This is a genomic window from Saccharopolyspora sp. NPDC049426, assembly GCF_040676935.1.
Classification (GTDB): Bacteria; Actinomycetota; Actinomycetes; order Mycobacteriales; family Pseudonocardiaceae; genus Saccharopolyspora.
In genome coordinates, this window is record NZ_JBFAPZ010000002.1 from 25,963 (window position 1) to 38,909 (window position 12,947).

Consider the following 12,947-nt stretch of genomic DNA (forward strand, 5'->3'; position numbering starts at 1 on the left):
AGGCGTGTGTCAGGTGGCTGGTTTGATCGTGAGGGTCTGTTGGTAGCTTTTGCTTTGGTCGCCGACTTGCCAGCTTCCGCCTGGGGCGCTGCAGTTCAGTTCGTAGCCTGAGGGTGTCGTGACCGTGGCGCCTTCGATCGTGCGGCCGGCGGGGGAGGCGCACTGGGGCTTGAGGCGTTCGAAGGCTTCTTTGGCTTCTCTGAGCTGGTCGGGCTTGTCGAACCAGATTCGCTCGGCGGCGAAGTCGAAGAACCCAAAGAGCTTCCTCGTCGAGTCTTCCGGGGTTGTGTGCTCGCCCCGCTGGAGCGCGGCAATCGTGTTCACGCTCAGGGTGAAGGACTCGAGCTTGCCGGTTTCCTTGTTGAGGAAGTCGCGCTCGTAGCCGTGTGAGGTGTAGGCGCCGTACTGCTGCCCGACCTGTTCCTGAACCTCACAGCGGCGTGCTTCGAAGACGAGGTTGCCTGCTTCGGTTCTGTCGTCCTTCCGATAGCAGGTCCAGCCCGCAGCTGCGATGGCGTCCATCGTGGCGTCGGGGTCGTAGTCGTCTGGGAAACACAACAGGACGAGGTCCGGTTGGCATCGAACGGGTGCGCCGGGTGGAGGCGGAGCCGTGGGGGTCGTTTCCTCGATTTGTTCGGCGGTCGGGGCGGGTGCTTCGGCGATCGGTTCAATGTCTGGACGGGAGAGTTCGTAGGACCCTCGAACTACCGCGAACACGAGCAGAAGGGCGACGATCGGTACGACGATGAACGGCCACTTCTTCCGCTTTTTCGGCGGCTGCGGCGGTGGTGGTTGCCAGCCCTGCACCGGCTGCCCGTGCCAGCGTTGTTGCTCGTGCGGTCCCCACTGTTGGTTCCACCCCGGTTGAGTCGGCACGCACTCTCCCCTTGCAGATGTGTCCTCGGTCGGCGAAAGCGTAGGGAAGCTGAAGGTGTCACCAGCAGTGATTGCGGAAAGTGTTGGGTATGCAACTCCGGACCTATCGGCTGAATCGGCTGCCCTGGGTTCGGGTGCTTCAATCTCGAGGAGGTCGGTGAGCTGGGTTTTTGAGTTGGTTCTGTGCTCGATCTGACCTGTAGGTGGGGTGGGCTGAGCTAGCGTCCAGGGATCTTCCCTGGTTGGTCGCCTGCTGGGGAGGTTCGTGACGGTTGAGGTTCATCCGCAACTTTGTCAGCGGGTGATTTCGATGGGGGTACGAGTTGACGCGTACGACATTTGGGGTTCTTGTCGCAATTCTCGGTCTTCTTGCTGTGGGGTGTGGTGGGGGTTCTGAGGCTTCACCTCGGCCTCCCCAGAGTGCGTCGCCGGAGTTCGTGCCGCGAGCTGGTCCGGCCAAGGTGACGGAGGTGGCTGAGAAGTGCGCCTTCGTCGCTGAGGATCAGTGGCGGGGAGTCGGCGTTGACCAACCACCGCGTCAAAGCGATTGGAACGGGACGCCGGGGTGCGAGTACCAGTTGAGCGGTGATGCGGGGTGGTCCGTCTTCGTCGGCGTGAGCGGGGAGCGGAGCTACAAGGCTGAGGTCAATCGGCGCGCCGAACCAACCGGTGGCGCGGACCTCAAGGGTTACCCGGGCAAGACTTTCCGGAACGGCGCGGACTGCACGCTGATCGCGGACATCTCGGACCTGGGGTTCCTGGTGGCCAACGGCAAGACGGCAGGTTCGGACGAGGATGGCGTCGATCCCTGCGTGTTGGCGGAGCAGTTCGGGGGGATGGCCGTGATGAACCTTCCTGACGCGCCCGTGCCCGCGGCCGGGTAGTGGCCCCGGAATCGCCGGGTTGCTACGTGGAGTGATCTCCCAAGCCGTCGGGTTCGCCTGCTTGTACCTGCTGGCTGAATCGTTTGCGGTGCTCTTACGTGCCCGCTGGGCAAGTGCCGATCGTGATCTCGTTGTTGGTCTTGATCGGGAGGATTGATGAGCGGTCGTGTGGGTGTGCCGGTCCGGGTTCGGCGGGTGTCGAGCGAGCTTCGGGAGCTTCGGCTGCGGAGCGGACTCGGGGCCGAGGAGGTTGCCGGGGCTCTTGGCATGTCCATGAGCAAGCTTTCTCGGATGGAGTCCGGGCAGCGCGGGCTGCAGGCCGATGACGTGTCGGCGCTGCTCGGGCTCTACCGCGTTCCAGCGCGGCGCCGGGAAGAGCTGTTGAGCCTGGTGCGCAACGCGGCCATGCCCAACTGGTGGCAGGTGCAGGAAGGGCGTCTGCCTGCGATGTGGGAAGAGGCGACCAGATTCGAGCGGGAAGCTGCGGCGATCTTCAACTACGAGACGACGCTCGTACCAGGGATGTTGCAGACAGCTGGGTACGCATCGGCGCTCGTCGGCGGAACGGACCCTGATCTGAACATCGCCGAGATCGAAACGTTGGTCACCTCTCGTCTCAGCCGTCAGACAGTCTTGAACAGGGCTAATGCTCCGCACTTCGAGGCGTTGATCGAACAGAGCACGCTTGAACGCCTAGTGGGCGAGGCAGGTGTGATGTACCAGCAGATTCGCCACCTTGTTTCTGCGGCCAGGCAGGACAACATCACGGTCCGGGTGGTCGAAACCCGCGCAGGTGCGCACCCCGGTTTGGACGGGCCATTCGTCCTCTTCGACTTCGACCAGCATCCGAGCCTGGTCCTCCTGGAGAACCGCGGTAGCAGTGCGTTCCTGGAAGAGCCCGAGCATGTCGCCGCGACGAGAGAAGCCCTTCGGCGGTTGCACGAGACCGCGTTGCCCGCTCACGATTCAATCGCGCTCATGAACGACATCGCCGACAAACTCGTTTAAAACTCAAGGAGCGGATTGTGGCTGCGCCGGAACGGCATACGCTTCAGTGGCGCAAGAGCACTCGGAGCAGCAACTACGCGAACTGCGTTGAGGTCGCCTTCGCGGGCGACGACGTGCACACCCGTGACTCGAAGAATCCTGCTGGTCAGCACCTGATTTTCGGGCAGCCGGCGTGGTCGTCCTTTCTTCGGAGGCTGCGGGAGGACCGGTTCGTCAGCCCTTCTTGCAGATGATCATGTAGTTGATAGGGGTCGATAGGGGATGCAACACAAGATCAACTGGCTGGGAAGCCCCTAGCGGCGTTCTGAGATCCATTTCACTCGTTTGCCGGTTCCTGTTTTGCCCAACTTCGCTACACGCGCGCAGACCCGTGCGCTAACGTTTGCCACGCTGGCAAGTGGATGTCCGTCGCCCTCGTTGCGACGGCACGTGGACAAGGGGAGTTCAGCGTGAGTAGCGAGGGGGTCGTGGCATGACGTTCCCGAACAGCTTTTGGGGCACGATCGGCGAGACTTTCGACCGGATGGCGGACAAGGCGGCGCTTGCTGCTTCGCAGTCCGCTGGCGGGTCCATGCGCATCGAGCCTGACAAGGTCGACGAGCTTGCCTCTTTCTTCGAGGCCGAAGCTCTCGCGATGGAGCGGCGCGAGCAGGAAGTTTACGAGCTGTCGCAGGTGCCCACTGCGGGTAAGGACCCCGTCAGCGTTCGGTCTGCATCGACCTACGGGCAGGTTGCCGATGGAGACGAGCAGGCATACCTAAACAACTATCGGAAGCTTGCGAGTGTCTTCAAGGACACGGCTGCGAACCTGCGTGCCAGCGCAACTCAGACGCGTACGAACGACCAGGATTCGGCGGACAGTTTCCGGTCTTGAGACCGGTTCGAGGAGGAAACCTTGCGTAAGGGACTCGCTATTGGCTCGGTGCTGGCTAGCTTCGTGCTCGCCGGATGTACAGGGACCGGTGGCACCACCGAGGCTCCCAGTAGCGCCCCAGCCGAGTCTCCCGCTCCGCCGAGCTCGTCGCGGACCGCGCCGGCCAAGTCGGTGCAGCTGGCAGATCAATGCACGAGCTTGCCGCAGGCCCAGCAGCAGTCCCTCGGCGTCACGCTGCCTCCGGCACCTAACGAGTCGAACGGCACTCCCGGCTGCAATTACGTCTCGGGGCAGGGCGGTTCGGATCAGGGCTGGAACGTCTTCGTCGCTGTTACGACGACCGAGACGATGAAGGACTTCACGGAGTCCACGGCTGACGTTGTGCCTACTGAGGTGGCAGGCTACCCGGCGGCGCAGTCCGGAAACGAAGGACGGAACTGCATGGTCTCCGTCGACGTCTCAGACCAGGGATCCGTGTTCGTGAACGCCATCTCTCGGGTCCAGTCGGTAAACGCGTGCGATGTCGGCAAGCAAATCGCAGGTGCGGTTGTTCAGAATCTTCCGAATGCCTGACTGAGGGGGTAGGCGGTGACAGGTAGGCAACTTGAGCCTGCGGACTTTGAAGGTGCGCAGCTCGACCAGATGCGTAAGTGGGTCAGCAGCGGAGCTGGGGCTGAAGGGCTCTACGAGGTCTCGACCGGCTGGAACAAGGAGGACGAGTATCTCCGTGAGCTGAAGACCCGGGTTGAGGACAAGCTGAAGCAAGTCGGCGCGGTCATGCAGTCCGAGTCCGGCGAGGCCATGAAGAACCAGGCCATGCCGGTCGTCCTGTGGACTGAGGTCACGGCGGACAGCGCAAAGCTTCAATCCGAGCAGATGACTGCTCAGGGTGACGCTTTCGGCAAGGTTCAGACCTCGATCCCGGGCAAGGGTGAAGAGCAGTCCGTTCCGGATGATGGCTGGCTCGAGGAAGGGTGGGACACCCTCACGACTGGGTCCACCGACGCCGAGGACGCCAAAGCGCACAACGAGAAGTTGCGTCAGGAAGCCGTACAGGCTTTCAGCACGTATCAGGAGACCAGCCAGAACAACGTTGCTGGCAGTGCCGTCTTCACTCCGCCGCCAGACGGGGGTATGAAGACCACTGTGACGGGCTCCTCCGGCCCCGGCGTCGGTGGTGTTGGCTCCTCCTCGCCGTCTTCCACGTCCAGTGCTTGGGCTGGTGGGGCCGGTTCTGGCGCTGGTGGTTACACCGGTGGCGGCGCTGGTGGTGCTGGCGGTGGTGCTTACGGCGGTGGTGCTGCTGGTACCGGTGCTGCTTGGGCGACTCCGCCTGGTGGTGGCTCGGGTTCGAACCAGAACCCCGGTGGCACCGGTCGTGTGCCGAACGGGCCTGGTGTCCCCGGTGGCACTCCCGGTCTCGGCGCCGGCCCGGGTTCGGGCACTGGTGCGCGGCCGGGTGCCGGTAGCGGCGCTGGTGGCCGCGGTGGTGCTGGTGCGGGCCGTGGCGTGGGGGCCGGCTCGGGTGCCGGTGGTCGCGCTGGCGGGCCCGGCATGGGCGCCGGTGGTCGTGCCGGCATGGGTGGTCTCGGCGGTGGAGCTGCCGGGGCCGGCGGTGCTGGAGCCGCCGGTGGCCGCGGTGGTGCCGGTGCTGGTGCGGGCGCGGGTGCGCGCGGCCGGGGTCAGGAAGGCGAGGACGACCTCGAGCACGAGACTCCCGACTACCTGATCGGCGACCAGGGCGTCTTCGACGAGGACCTGCCGAAGGTCGCCCCGCCGGTCTTCGGTGACTGGGACAACCAGCGGTAATTGCTCGTCAACGCAGATCAGCCAGTGGGCGGTACCGCTTCGGTGCCGCCCACTGGCTCTTGCGAGAACGTGGACGATCAGGGCTCGGACTGTGGGGGACGGCCGTGCGTCGTGGGCTTCCGAACGGCTGAGAACTGGACGGATCAGTGAACAACTCGGATCAATTCGTGGACGCTCTCGGGGCGGTGCCGTCCACACTTTCTGGCTGGGGAGAACCGGTGAAGATCGAGCTGTCGAAGCAGGGCTTCCACGAGGCGTGGAAGTACTTCAACCTCGGCACCAAGCCGCTCGTGCTCAACGTCCTGCCCGAAGGCATCCTCGAAACCGAGCGGCGCCAAGTGGAGGCTCGCGCGCGAGATGAGCTGCAGGCGCTCGGTTTCGGCAACGAGATGCGCGAAGAGGACATCCAGGGGGCCCTGCTGCCGCTCACGCGCTACGAGCGGGCCTTCGACATCAACTTCCGGCAGCGCAAGCCCGACGGTGGTCAGAGCATCGTCGCAGGCATGGTCGCGTGCACCCGGGGCCACGCGACGCTCGCGGTGCTCACCGAAGAAGCCGTGACCGTCCAGACGCTGCCCGCCGACTCCATGGTGCGAGCGCTCCTGAGTGTGCTGCCCGACGACGTCAAGGCCGGTCCCGGGCGGGGCGTGTCGCTGCGCAGCTCGGCGATGGAAGCCGCCGCCAAGTCCGCGGGCAACGACCGCGAGATGGGCGAGGCGCTCGTGCGGCAAGGCATCCGGCGCGAGGAGGCGAAGACGCTGGTGGAGATGGCCGGCGGGGCTCGCAACGCCTACGCGCAGGTCGGCTACGCCGTCATGGACGGGCAGGGCAAGCGGCACCGGGCCCCGACGGTCACCAACTTCTTCGCCAACGCCAAGGGCTGGTACATGATCGAGAACAGCCGCCGCAGCGACGAAGGATGGACGACCATCGCGCCGATCGACCGGCAGCGCATGGCCAGCCGCGTGCACGACCTCGTCAAGACGCTGTAGCCAGAGCGGAGCCCCGGGTCGAGCGCCCGGGGCTCTCTCGCGTCCGGGAACAGCTCGTCCGCGGCTCGCCAGTCCCGCCTTCGCGGGCTCTGAGGCCCTGGGCACGCCCGCAGATGGCACGGCACGCTGCGGAAGCACTTGACCGGGGCTCGGAGGGCCCAGCGGCCTGCGCAGCGCTGAAGAGGCCGGTCAGGCGGTCAGTGAGGGTGCGTAAACCCCGGCTCGGGCAGCCGACCCGACGGTGTCAGGGCCGGGCCCCGCCGCGTCTGGACGGGCGGAGCCACCGGGTGCTTCGGTGCCGCATCACGGGGACCGCCCTTTCCGTTGAGTGGAAGAAAACAAGATCAACTTCTATCATAGAACAGGCTCTCGAACGGCGTGCGTTCGGGGACCGTTTAACGCGGTTGTGACCTGCGGAGACAACCCTCACGTGGCTCAACTGTGCGGAAATCGGACACATTCCGATAAGTTTTGCTGAGATTAGTGCACTTCAGCGGCTTTGTTGATAGGACTTGCAGCGGCCCCGTGCTCGTGCACGCCTTGTACGGGTAGAACTTCAAGGGCCAGGGCGGTGGGGCGGACTGATCCGCTCCACAAAACCGGGACCCCCGTGGGCAACCGCCTTTCGGGACTCGGTACCGTCGCCCGCACCGATCAAGAGAAACCCCACATCACGGAGGACATGGTGGCCCTTCCCCAGCTGACTGAGGAGCAGCGGGCAGCAGCTCTGGAAAAGGCGGCTGCCGCCCGTCGCGCCCGAGCTGAGCTCAAGGAGCGCCTCAAGCGAGGCGGAACCACGCTGGCGGAGGTCCTGGAGACCGCCGACAACGACGAGGTCTTGGGCAAGATGAAGGTCTCCGCCCTGCTCGAGGCCCTTCCCGGCGTCGGCAAGGTCCGTGCGCAGCAGATCATGGAGCGGCTGGAGATCGCCAACAGCCGTCGGCTGCGCGGGCTGGGCGAGCGGCAGCGCAAGGCGCTGCTCACCGAGTTCAGCGGCGAGTGATCGACGCAAAAACCGGCGCTGAGCCGAGGATCGTCCGTCAGGGCGAGCCTCGGCTCACCGTCGTTTCCGGGCCTTCTGGAGTCGGCAAGTCCAGCGTGCTCAGCGAGGTGCGCAGGCAGGTTCCGGAGGTGTACTTCAGCGTGTCCGCGACCACCAGGGCTCCGCGCCCCGGTGAGATCGACGGAGTGCACTACCACTTCGTCTCCGTCGCGGAGTTCGAGCGGATGATCGCCGACGGCGAGATGCTCGAACACGCCCGCTACGCGGGCAACTTCTACGGGACGCCGCGCAAGCCCGTCCAAGAGGCGATCGCCGCGGGCAAACCGGCCGTGCTGGAGATCGAACTCCAAGGCGCCCGCCAGGTTCGCAGCGCCTGGCCGGACGCGCAGCTGGTCATGCTGCTGCCGCCGTCCTGGGACGAGCTGGTCGACCGGCTCACCGGCCGCGGCACCGAACCGGCAGACGTCGTCGAGAAGCGACTCGCCGCCGCGCGGGACGAGCTGGCAGCCGAACCGGAGTTCGACGAGACGGTCGTCAACGCCGATGTGCAGTCCGCGACCAGCGAATTGGTACGATTGATACTCGGCCACGAGAAGTGACGTCTCCCTTCCCGTTGTCCGAGCGACCTACTACTGAGCAGGAGCCACACCTGTGAGCACCCCTAGCGCGCTGGCTGCGCTCAACAGCAGCCCGTCGACCAACACCGTCGAGGGCATCACCTACCCGCCGATCGACGACCTGCTGGAGCAGGTCAGCTCGAAGTACGCGCTGGCCATCTACTCCGCCAAGCGCGCGCGGCAGATCAACGACTACTACGCGCAGCTCGGCGAGGGCCTGCTGGAGTACGTCGGCCCGCTGGTCGAGCCCGGCCCGCGTGAGAAGCCGCTGTCGATCGCGCTGCGCGAGATCCACGCCGGCGTGCTCGAGCACACCGAAGGCGAGTGACGTCTGAACCGACCGAGGGCCGCCCGCGGGTGGTCCTCGGCGTCAGCGGTGGCATCGCCGCCTACAAGGCGTGCGAGGTCCTGCGGCGGCTGACCGAGTCCGGTCACAGCGTCCGCGTCGTGCCGACCGAGGCCGCGCTGAACTTCGTCGGCGCCGCGACCTTCGAGGCGCTGTCCGGGCAGCCGGTGGTCACCGGCGTGTTCTCGGACGTGCACGAGGTCCCGCACGTGCGGCTCGGGCAGGAAGCCGACCTCGTGGTCGTCGCCCCCGCCACCGCTGACCTGCTGGCCCGTGCGGCCAACGGGCAGGCGCCCGACCTGCTCACCAACACCCTGCTGACCGCGCGCTGCCCCGTGCTGATGGTCCCGGCGATGCACACCGAGATGTGGGAGCACCCGGCGACCCGGCAGAACGTGGCGACGCTGCGCAGTCGCGGCGTGATCGTCGCCGAGCCCGACAGCGGTCGGCTGACCGGCAAGGACACCGGCAAGGGGCGGCTGCCCGACCCGGCCGAGATCGTCGACCTGGCCCGGCTGCTGCTGACCTCGTCGACCGCGCTGCCGTGGGACCTGGAAGGTCGCCGGGTGGTCATCTCCGCCGGTGGCACGCGGGAATCGCTCGACCCCGTCCGTTACCTGGGAAATCGTTCCTCCGGGCGGCAGGGCTACGCGCTGGCGCGCATCGCCGCGCACCGCGGCGCCGACGTGACGCTGGTGGCCGCGCACACCGCCGACCTGATCACGCCCGCCGGAGTGCGGCTGATCAGGGTCGGGACCGCCGAGGAGATGCGGTCGGTGATGCTCGCCGAGGCCGACGGCGCCGACGCGGTCGTCATGGCCGCCGCCGTGGCCGACTTCAAACCGGTCAACCGGGTCGAGCACAAGATCAAGAAGACCGATCGGGACCCGGAACCCGTTGCGCTGGCCCGCAATCCCGACATCCTCGCCGAGATCGTCGAAGCTCGGGCGGCCGGCAAGCTCTCGGCGTCGCTGATCGTCGGGTTCGCCGCCGAAACCGGTGATGCCACCTCCTCCGTCCTCGACCACGGTCGGGCCAAGCTCGCGCGCAAGGGCTGCGACATGCTCGTGGTCAACGCCGTGGGCGAGGGCATGGCCTTCGAGGTCGAGGACAACTCCGGCTGGCTGCTCGGGGACGACGGAACCGAGGAGCGCATCGCCTTCGGCGCCAAGTCCCTGCTGGCGTCCACATTGTGGGACTCGGTCGGTCGGCGGCTCTCCGACCAGTAGTGTTTGTCGGCAACAGGCCGCAAGCACCAGAGGAGAGTCGTTGAGTCAGCAGCGGTTGTTCACCAGTGAGTCGGTGACCGAAGGGCATCCCGACAAGATCTGCGACGCGATCAGCGACTCCGTCCTGGACGCGCTGCTCGCGCAGGACCCGCGCTCCCGCGTCGCGGTGGAGACCATGGTGACCACCGGGCAGGTGCACGTGGCCGGCGAGGTCACCACCGAGGCCTACGCCGACATCCCCGCCATCGTGCGCGAGAAGATCCTCGAGATCGGCTACGACTCCTCCGCCAAGGGCTTCGACGGCAACTCCTGCGGCGTCAACGTCGCCATCGGCTCCCAGTCGCCCGACATCGCGCAGGGCGTCGACACCGCGCACGAAACCCGCGTCGAAGGCGTCATCGACGAGATCGCCCAGCAGGGCGCCGGAGACCAGGGCCTCATGTTCGGCTACGCCTGCGACGACACGCCCGAGCTCATGCCGCTGCCCATCGCGCTGGCTCACCGGCTGTCGCGTCGGCTCACCCGCGTCCGCAAGGACGGCGTGCTGCCCTACCTGCGGCCCGACGGCAAGACCCAGGTCACCATCGAGTACGACGGCGAGAAGGCCGTGCGGCTGGACACCGTCGTGCTGTCCACCCAGCACGCCGAGGAGATCGACCTCGACGGGCAGCTCGTCGGCGACATCAAGGCCCACGTCGTGGAGCCGGAGATCTCGTCGCTGGCGCTGAGCACCTCCGACACGCGGCTGCTGGTCAACCCGACCGGCCGGTTCGTCGTCGGCGGTCCCATGGGCGACGCCGGCCTGACCGGGCGGAAGATCATCGTCGACACCTACGGCGGCATGGCCCGCCACGGCGGCGGCGCCTTCTCCGGCAAGGACCCGTCCAAGGTCGACCGCTCCGCGGCGTACGCGACGAGGTGGGTGGCCAAGAACGTCGTCGCCGCCGGACTCGCCAAGCGCATCGAGGTCCAGGTCGCCTACGCCATCGGCAAGGCCGCCCCGGTCGGACTGTTCATCGAGACCTTCGGCACCGAGACCGTCGACCCCGACCGGATCCAGCAGGCCGTCAACGAGGTCTTCGACCTCCGTCCGGCCGCCATCATCCGCGACCTCGACCTCCTGCGCCCCCTCTACTCGGCCACCGCCGCCTACGGCCACTTCGGCCGCACGGACGTCGACCTCCCCTGGGAATCCACCTCCCGAGCCGACGCCCTCAAGACCGCAGCCGGCCTCTAACGGTCAACCCCCGGGAAACTCAGCAACCCAGGCGCCCCACGGTCTCAAAGCCCGTGGGGCGCCTCCCATTTCGCGCACACCCGCAGTCTCTCTGGGCTGCCCCAGACCTGTGGTGGTCGCCCAGCTGAGTCCCGATTTCCGCTGAAATCCGGGAACTCAGCTGGGGACGAGACGGTCCGCTGGGTGCTGGAGGCGGGGAGTCGTGTGGCGTGGTGGTCTGGACGGGTGGTGGAGGTGGGGGAGCTTTGGGCGTGGCTGGGCGTCGAGAGGAGCGGCTCACGCCCAGGCTCTTGGTGGTTTCAGTTGGGGTTGAAGGGTGGTTCTGGGGCCCGATTGACGTGGTCTCTCGGGTGGGTGACTCTGGGGGTGTGGGGCCGGTTGTGGATCGGTTCGAGCCTTACGGCCCGTCGCATTGGGTGCTGATGGTGCTCATCGTGGCCGGGTCGGTGATCCTCGTCGTGCTCGGGCGGGGATTGCACGAGCAGGCCCTGGAGCGGTGGTGCCGGGCGTTCGCGGTCGTGGTGCTGGGGTTCAACGTTCCGCTGCTGGCGTTCCGGTTGATGCCGGGGGAGTGGAACGTCGCCGAGTCGCTGCCGCTGCACCTGTGCGACCTCGCCTGGATGGTGGCCGCCTGGGCGTTGTGGACGCGGCGGGCGACGCCGCACGCGTTGCTCTACTTCTGGGGCCTGACGCTGACGCCGCAGGCCATCATCACACCGGCCCTGGACGCACCCGACTTCCCGCACGTCAACTTCGTCGAGTTCTGGGGCCAGCACCTGCTGGTGATCTGGGCGGCGGCCTTCCTGACCTGGGTGGTCGGGCTCCGGCCCACGTGGCGCGGGTACTGGATCTCGGTCGGGGTCACCGTCGCGTGGGGCTTGGCGATGCTGGTGTTCAACGAGGTGGCCGGCACCAACTACGGCTTCGTCAGCAGCAAGCCGGAGAACCCGTCGCTGCTCGACCTGATGGGCGGCTGGCCGACCTACCTCGCGGTGGAGCTCGCCGTCGGCATGGCCGCCTGGGCGCTGCTCACCTGGCCCTGGACGCGCAGCCGCGAGCCGGTCACGGCGCCTTGAAGTCGTGCTGCCGCCAGGCCTCGTACACGGCGACGGCGGCGGAGTTGGCGAGGTTCATCGAGCGGATGCCGGGCAGCATCGGGATGCGCACCCGCAGCGATGCCGCATCGATGAGGTCGTCCGGCAGTCCGGTGGACTCCGGGCCGAACAGCAGGACGTCGCCGGGCCGGTACTCCACGTCGACGTAGGAGGCCTCGGTGCGGGCCGTGAACGCGATGACGCGCTCCGGGCGCAGCTCCTCCCAGCAGGCCTCCAGGCTCCGGTGGACGTGCAGCGCGGCGCGGTCGTGGTAGTCCAGCCCGGCGCGGCGCAGCTTCGCGTCCTCCACGGAGAACCCCAGCGGCTCGATCAGGTGCAGCGCGGCGCCGGAACCGGCGGCCATCCGGATCGCGTTCCCGGCGTTCCCGGGAATCTCGGGGTGGTAGAAGACGACGTGGAACACTCGAAAATGCTTTCACACCCCAGCAGGGAGCGCCCACCACGGGTCAGACGAGACCGCCGGTCACGCGCACGTTCTGCCCCGTCACCCACCGGGCCTGGTCGCTGACGAGGAAGGCGACGACGTCGGCGACGTCCTCCGGCGCGCCCAGCCGACCGAGCGGGATCATGCTCGCCGCGGCCTCCAGCGCCGACGGCGGCACGGCGCCGCGCAGGAAGTCGGTGTCGGTCGGGCCGGGGGAGACGGCGTTGACGGTGATGCCCCGCTCGCCGAGTTCCTTCGCGGCCACGATCGTCAGCTGTTCGAGCGCGGCTTTGCTGGCCGCGTAGGCGGATTCGCCGGGAGAAGCCCACACCGTGGTCATCGTCGAGATGTTCACGATGCGCCCGCCCCGGGACATCAGGCCCGCCGCGCGCTGCATGGCGTGGAGCGGGCCCTTGGTGTTGACCGCCAGCACGCGGTCGAACTCCTGCTCGGTCAGGTCCGCCATCGGCGTCGTGGAGGCGACGTCATGAACCCACCATCGCGGCAATCGCGGAAAGGCCGCTTCCGCGATG

At 67.1% G+C, this 12,947-nt stretch carries 16 protein-coding genes and 1 pseudogene; 14 read left to right on the plus strand and 3 right to left on the minus strand.

All coding sequences use genetic code 11. The features are described 5' to 3' along the window. Positions 1-9: 9 nt before the first annotated feature. The gene (locus AB0J78_RS03240; RefSeq protein ID WP_363786454.1) at positions 10-876 is read right to left on the minus strand and encodes a hypothetical protein; all 867 of its coding nucleotides are present in this window, start codon (positions 874-876) and stop codon (positions 10-12) included. A gap of 374 nt (positions 877-1,250) precedes the next feature. On the opposite strand from AB0J78_RS03240, the gene AB0J78_RS03245 reads away from it, so the two are divergent. The 14 genes and pseudogenes from AB0J78_RS03245 (at position 1,251) to AB0J78_RS03310 (ending at position 11,951) form a co-directional block, all read left to right on the plus strand. Then, a complete protein-coding gene (locus tag AB0J78_RS03245; protein ID WP_363787527.1) occupies positions 1,251-1,760 on the plus strand; it encodes a DUF3558 family protein in 510 nt (169 codons plus the stop codon). Positions 1,761-1,916: 156 nt separating this feature from the next. After that, complete coding sequence (locus AB0J78_RS03250) at positions 1,917-2,768, plus strand: helix-turn-helix transcriptional regulator (protein WP_363786456.1); 852 nt, start codon at positions 1,917-1,919, stop codon at positions 2,766-2,768. Positions 2,769-2,785: 17 nt separating this feature from the next. Beyond that, the gene (locus AB0J78_RS03255) at positions 2,786-3,001 is read left to right on the plus strand and encodes a DUF397 domain-containing protein (protein ID WP_363786458.1); all 216 of its coding nucleotides are present in this window, start codon (positions 2,786-2,788) and stop codon (positions 2,999-3,001) included. A 239-nt stretch (positions 3,002-3,240) separates the two neighbouring features. Beyond that, positions 3,241-3,642 (plus strand): hypothetical protein, encoded by a 402-nt coding sequence (locus AB0J78_RS03260; RefSeq protein ID WP_363786460.1) that lies wholly within the window; start codon positions 3,241-3,243, stop codon positions 3,640-3,642. A 21-nt stretch (positions 3,643-3,663) separates the two neighbouring features. After that, positions 3,664-4,215, plus strand: a complete 552-nt coding sequence (locus tag AB0J78_RS03265; RefSeq protein WP_363786462.1) for a DUF3558 domain-containing protein — start codon at positions 3,664-3,666, stop codon at positions 4,213-4,215. Positions 4,216-4,284: 69 nt separating this feature from the next. Then, positions 4,285-4,551: pseudogene (locus tag AB0J78_RS03270) on the plus strand (PPE domain-containing protein); the annotation flags it as partial. A 313-nt stretch (positions 4,552-4,864) separates the two neighbouring features. Further along, entirely contained in the window at positions 4,865-5,371 is a 507-nt protein-coding gene (locus tag AB0J78_RS03275) for a hypothetical protein (RefSeq protein WP_363787550.1), read from the plus strand. Between the two features lie 298 nt (positions 5,372-5,669). After that, on the plus strand, positions 5,670-6,443 hold the full coding sequence (locus tag AB0J78_RS03280; RefSeq protein ID WP_363786464.1) for an ESX secretion-associated protein EspG: 774 nt from the start codon (positions 5,670-5,672) through the stop codon (positions 6,441-6,443). Positions 6,444-7,128: 685 nt separating this feature from the next. Further along, complete coding sequence (gene mihF, locus AB0J78_RS03285; RefSeq protein ID WP_093154362.1) at positions 7,129-7,446, plus strand: integration host factor, actinobacterial type; 318 nt, start codon at positions 7,129-7,131, stop codon at positions 7,444-7,446. Next, on the plus strand, positions 7,443-8,045 hold the full coding sequence (gene gmk, locus AB0J78_RS03290; protein WP_363786466.1) for a guanylate kinase: 603 nt from the start codon (positions 7,443-7,445) through the stop codon (positions 8,043-8,045). The genes mihF and gmk overlap by 4 nt, the downstream gene beginning before the upstream one ends. A 52-nt stretch (positions 8,046-8,097) precedes the next feature. Continuing rightward, positions 8,098-8,391, plus strand: a complete 294-nt coding sequence (rpoZ, locus tag AB0J78_RS03295; protein WP_132627363.1) for a DNA-directed RNA polymerase subunit omega — start codon at positions 8,098-8,100, stop codon at positions 8,389-8,391. Continuing rightward, positions 8,388-9,638 carry a bifunctional phosphopantothenoylcysteine decarboxylase/phosphopantothenate--cysteine ligase CoaBC gene (gene coaBC / locus AB0J78_RS03300; protein WP_363786469.1) on the plus strand — a complete coding sequence of 417 codons (1,251 nt, stop codon included), beginning with the start codon at positions 8,388-8,390 and terminating at the stop codon, positions 9,636-9,638. The genes rpoZ and coaBC overlap by 4 nt, the downstream gene beginning before the upstream one ends. Before the next feature lie 40 nt (positions 9,639-9,678). After that, positions 9,679-10,875 carry a methionine adenosyltransferase gene (gene metK / locus AB0J78_RS03305; RefSeq protein WP_363786471.1) on the plus strand — a complete coding sequence of 399 codons (1,197 nt, stop codon included), beginning with the start codon at positions 9,679-9,681 and terminating at the stop codon, positions 10,873-10,875. Positions 10,876-11,255: 380 nt separating this feature from the next. Next, entirely contained in the window at positions 11,256-11,951 is a 696-nt protein-coding gene (locus AB0J78_RS03310) for a TIGR02206 family membrane protein (protein ID WP_363786473.1), read from the plus strand. Here the strand turns inward: AB0J78_RS03310 and AB0J78_RS03315 are convergent. Both AB0J78_RS03315 and AB0J78_RS03320 read right to left on the minus strand, forming a co-directional pair. Then, positions 11,938-12,393 (minus strand): tRNA (cytidine(34)-2'-O)-methyltransferase, encoded by a 456-nt coding sequence (locus AB0J78_RS03315; RefSeq protein ID WP_363786475.1) that lies wholly within the window; start codon positions 12,391-12,393, stop codon positions 11,938-11,940. The genes AB0J78_RS03310 and AB0J78_RS03315 overlap by 14 nt on opposite strands. A 43-nt stretch (positions 12,394-12,436) precedes the next feature. Beyond that, positions 12,437-12,880 carry an SDR family oxidoreductase gene (locus AB0J78_RS03320; RefSeq protein WP_363786477.1) on the minus strand — a complete coding sequence of 148 codons (444 nt, stop codon included), beginning with the start codon at positions 12,878-12,880 and terminating at the stop codon, positions 12,437-12,439. Positions 12,881-12,947 lie beyond the last annotated feature (67 nt).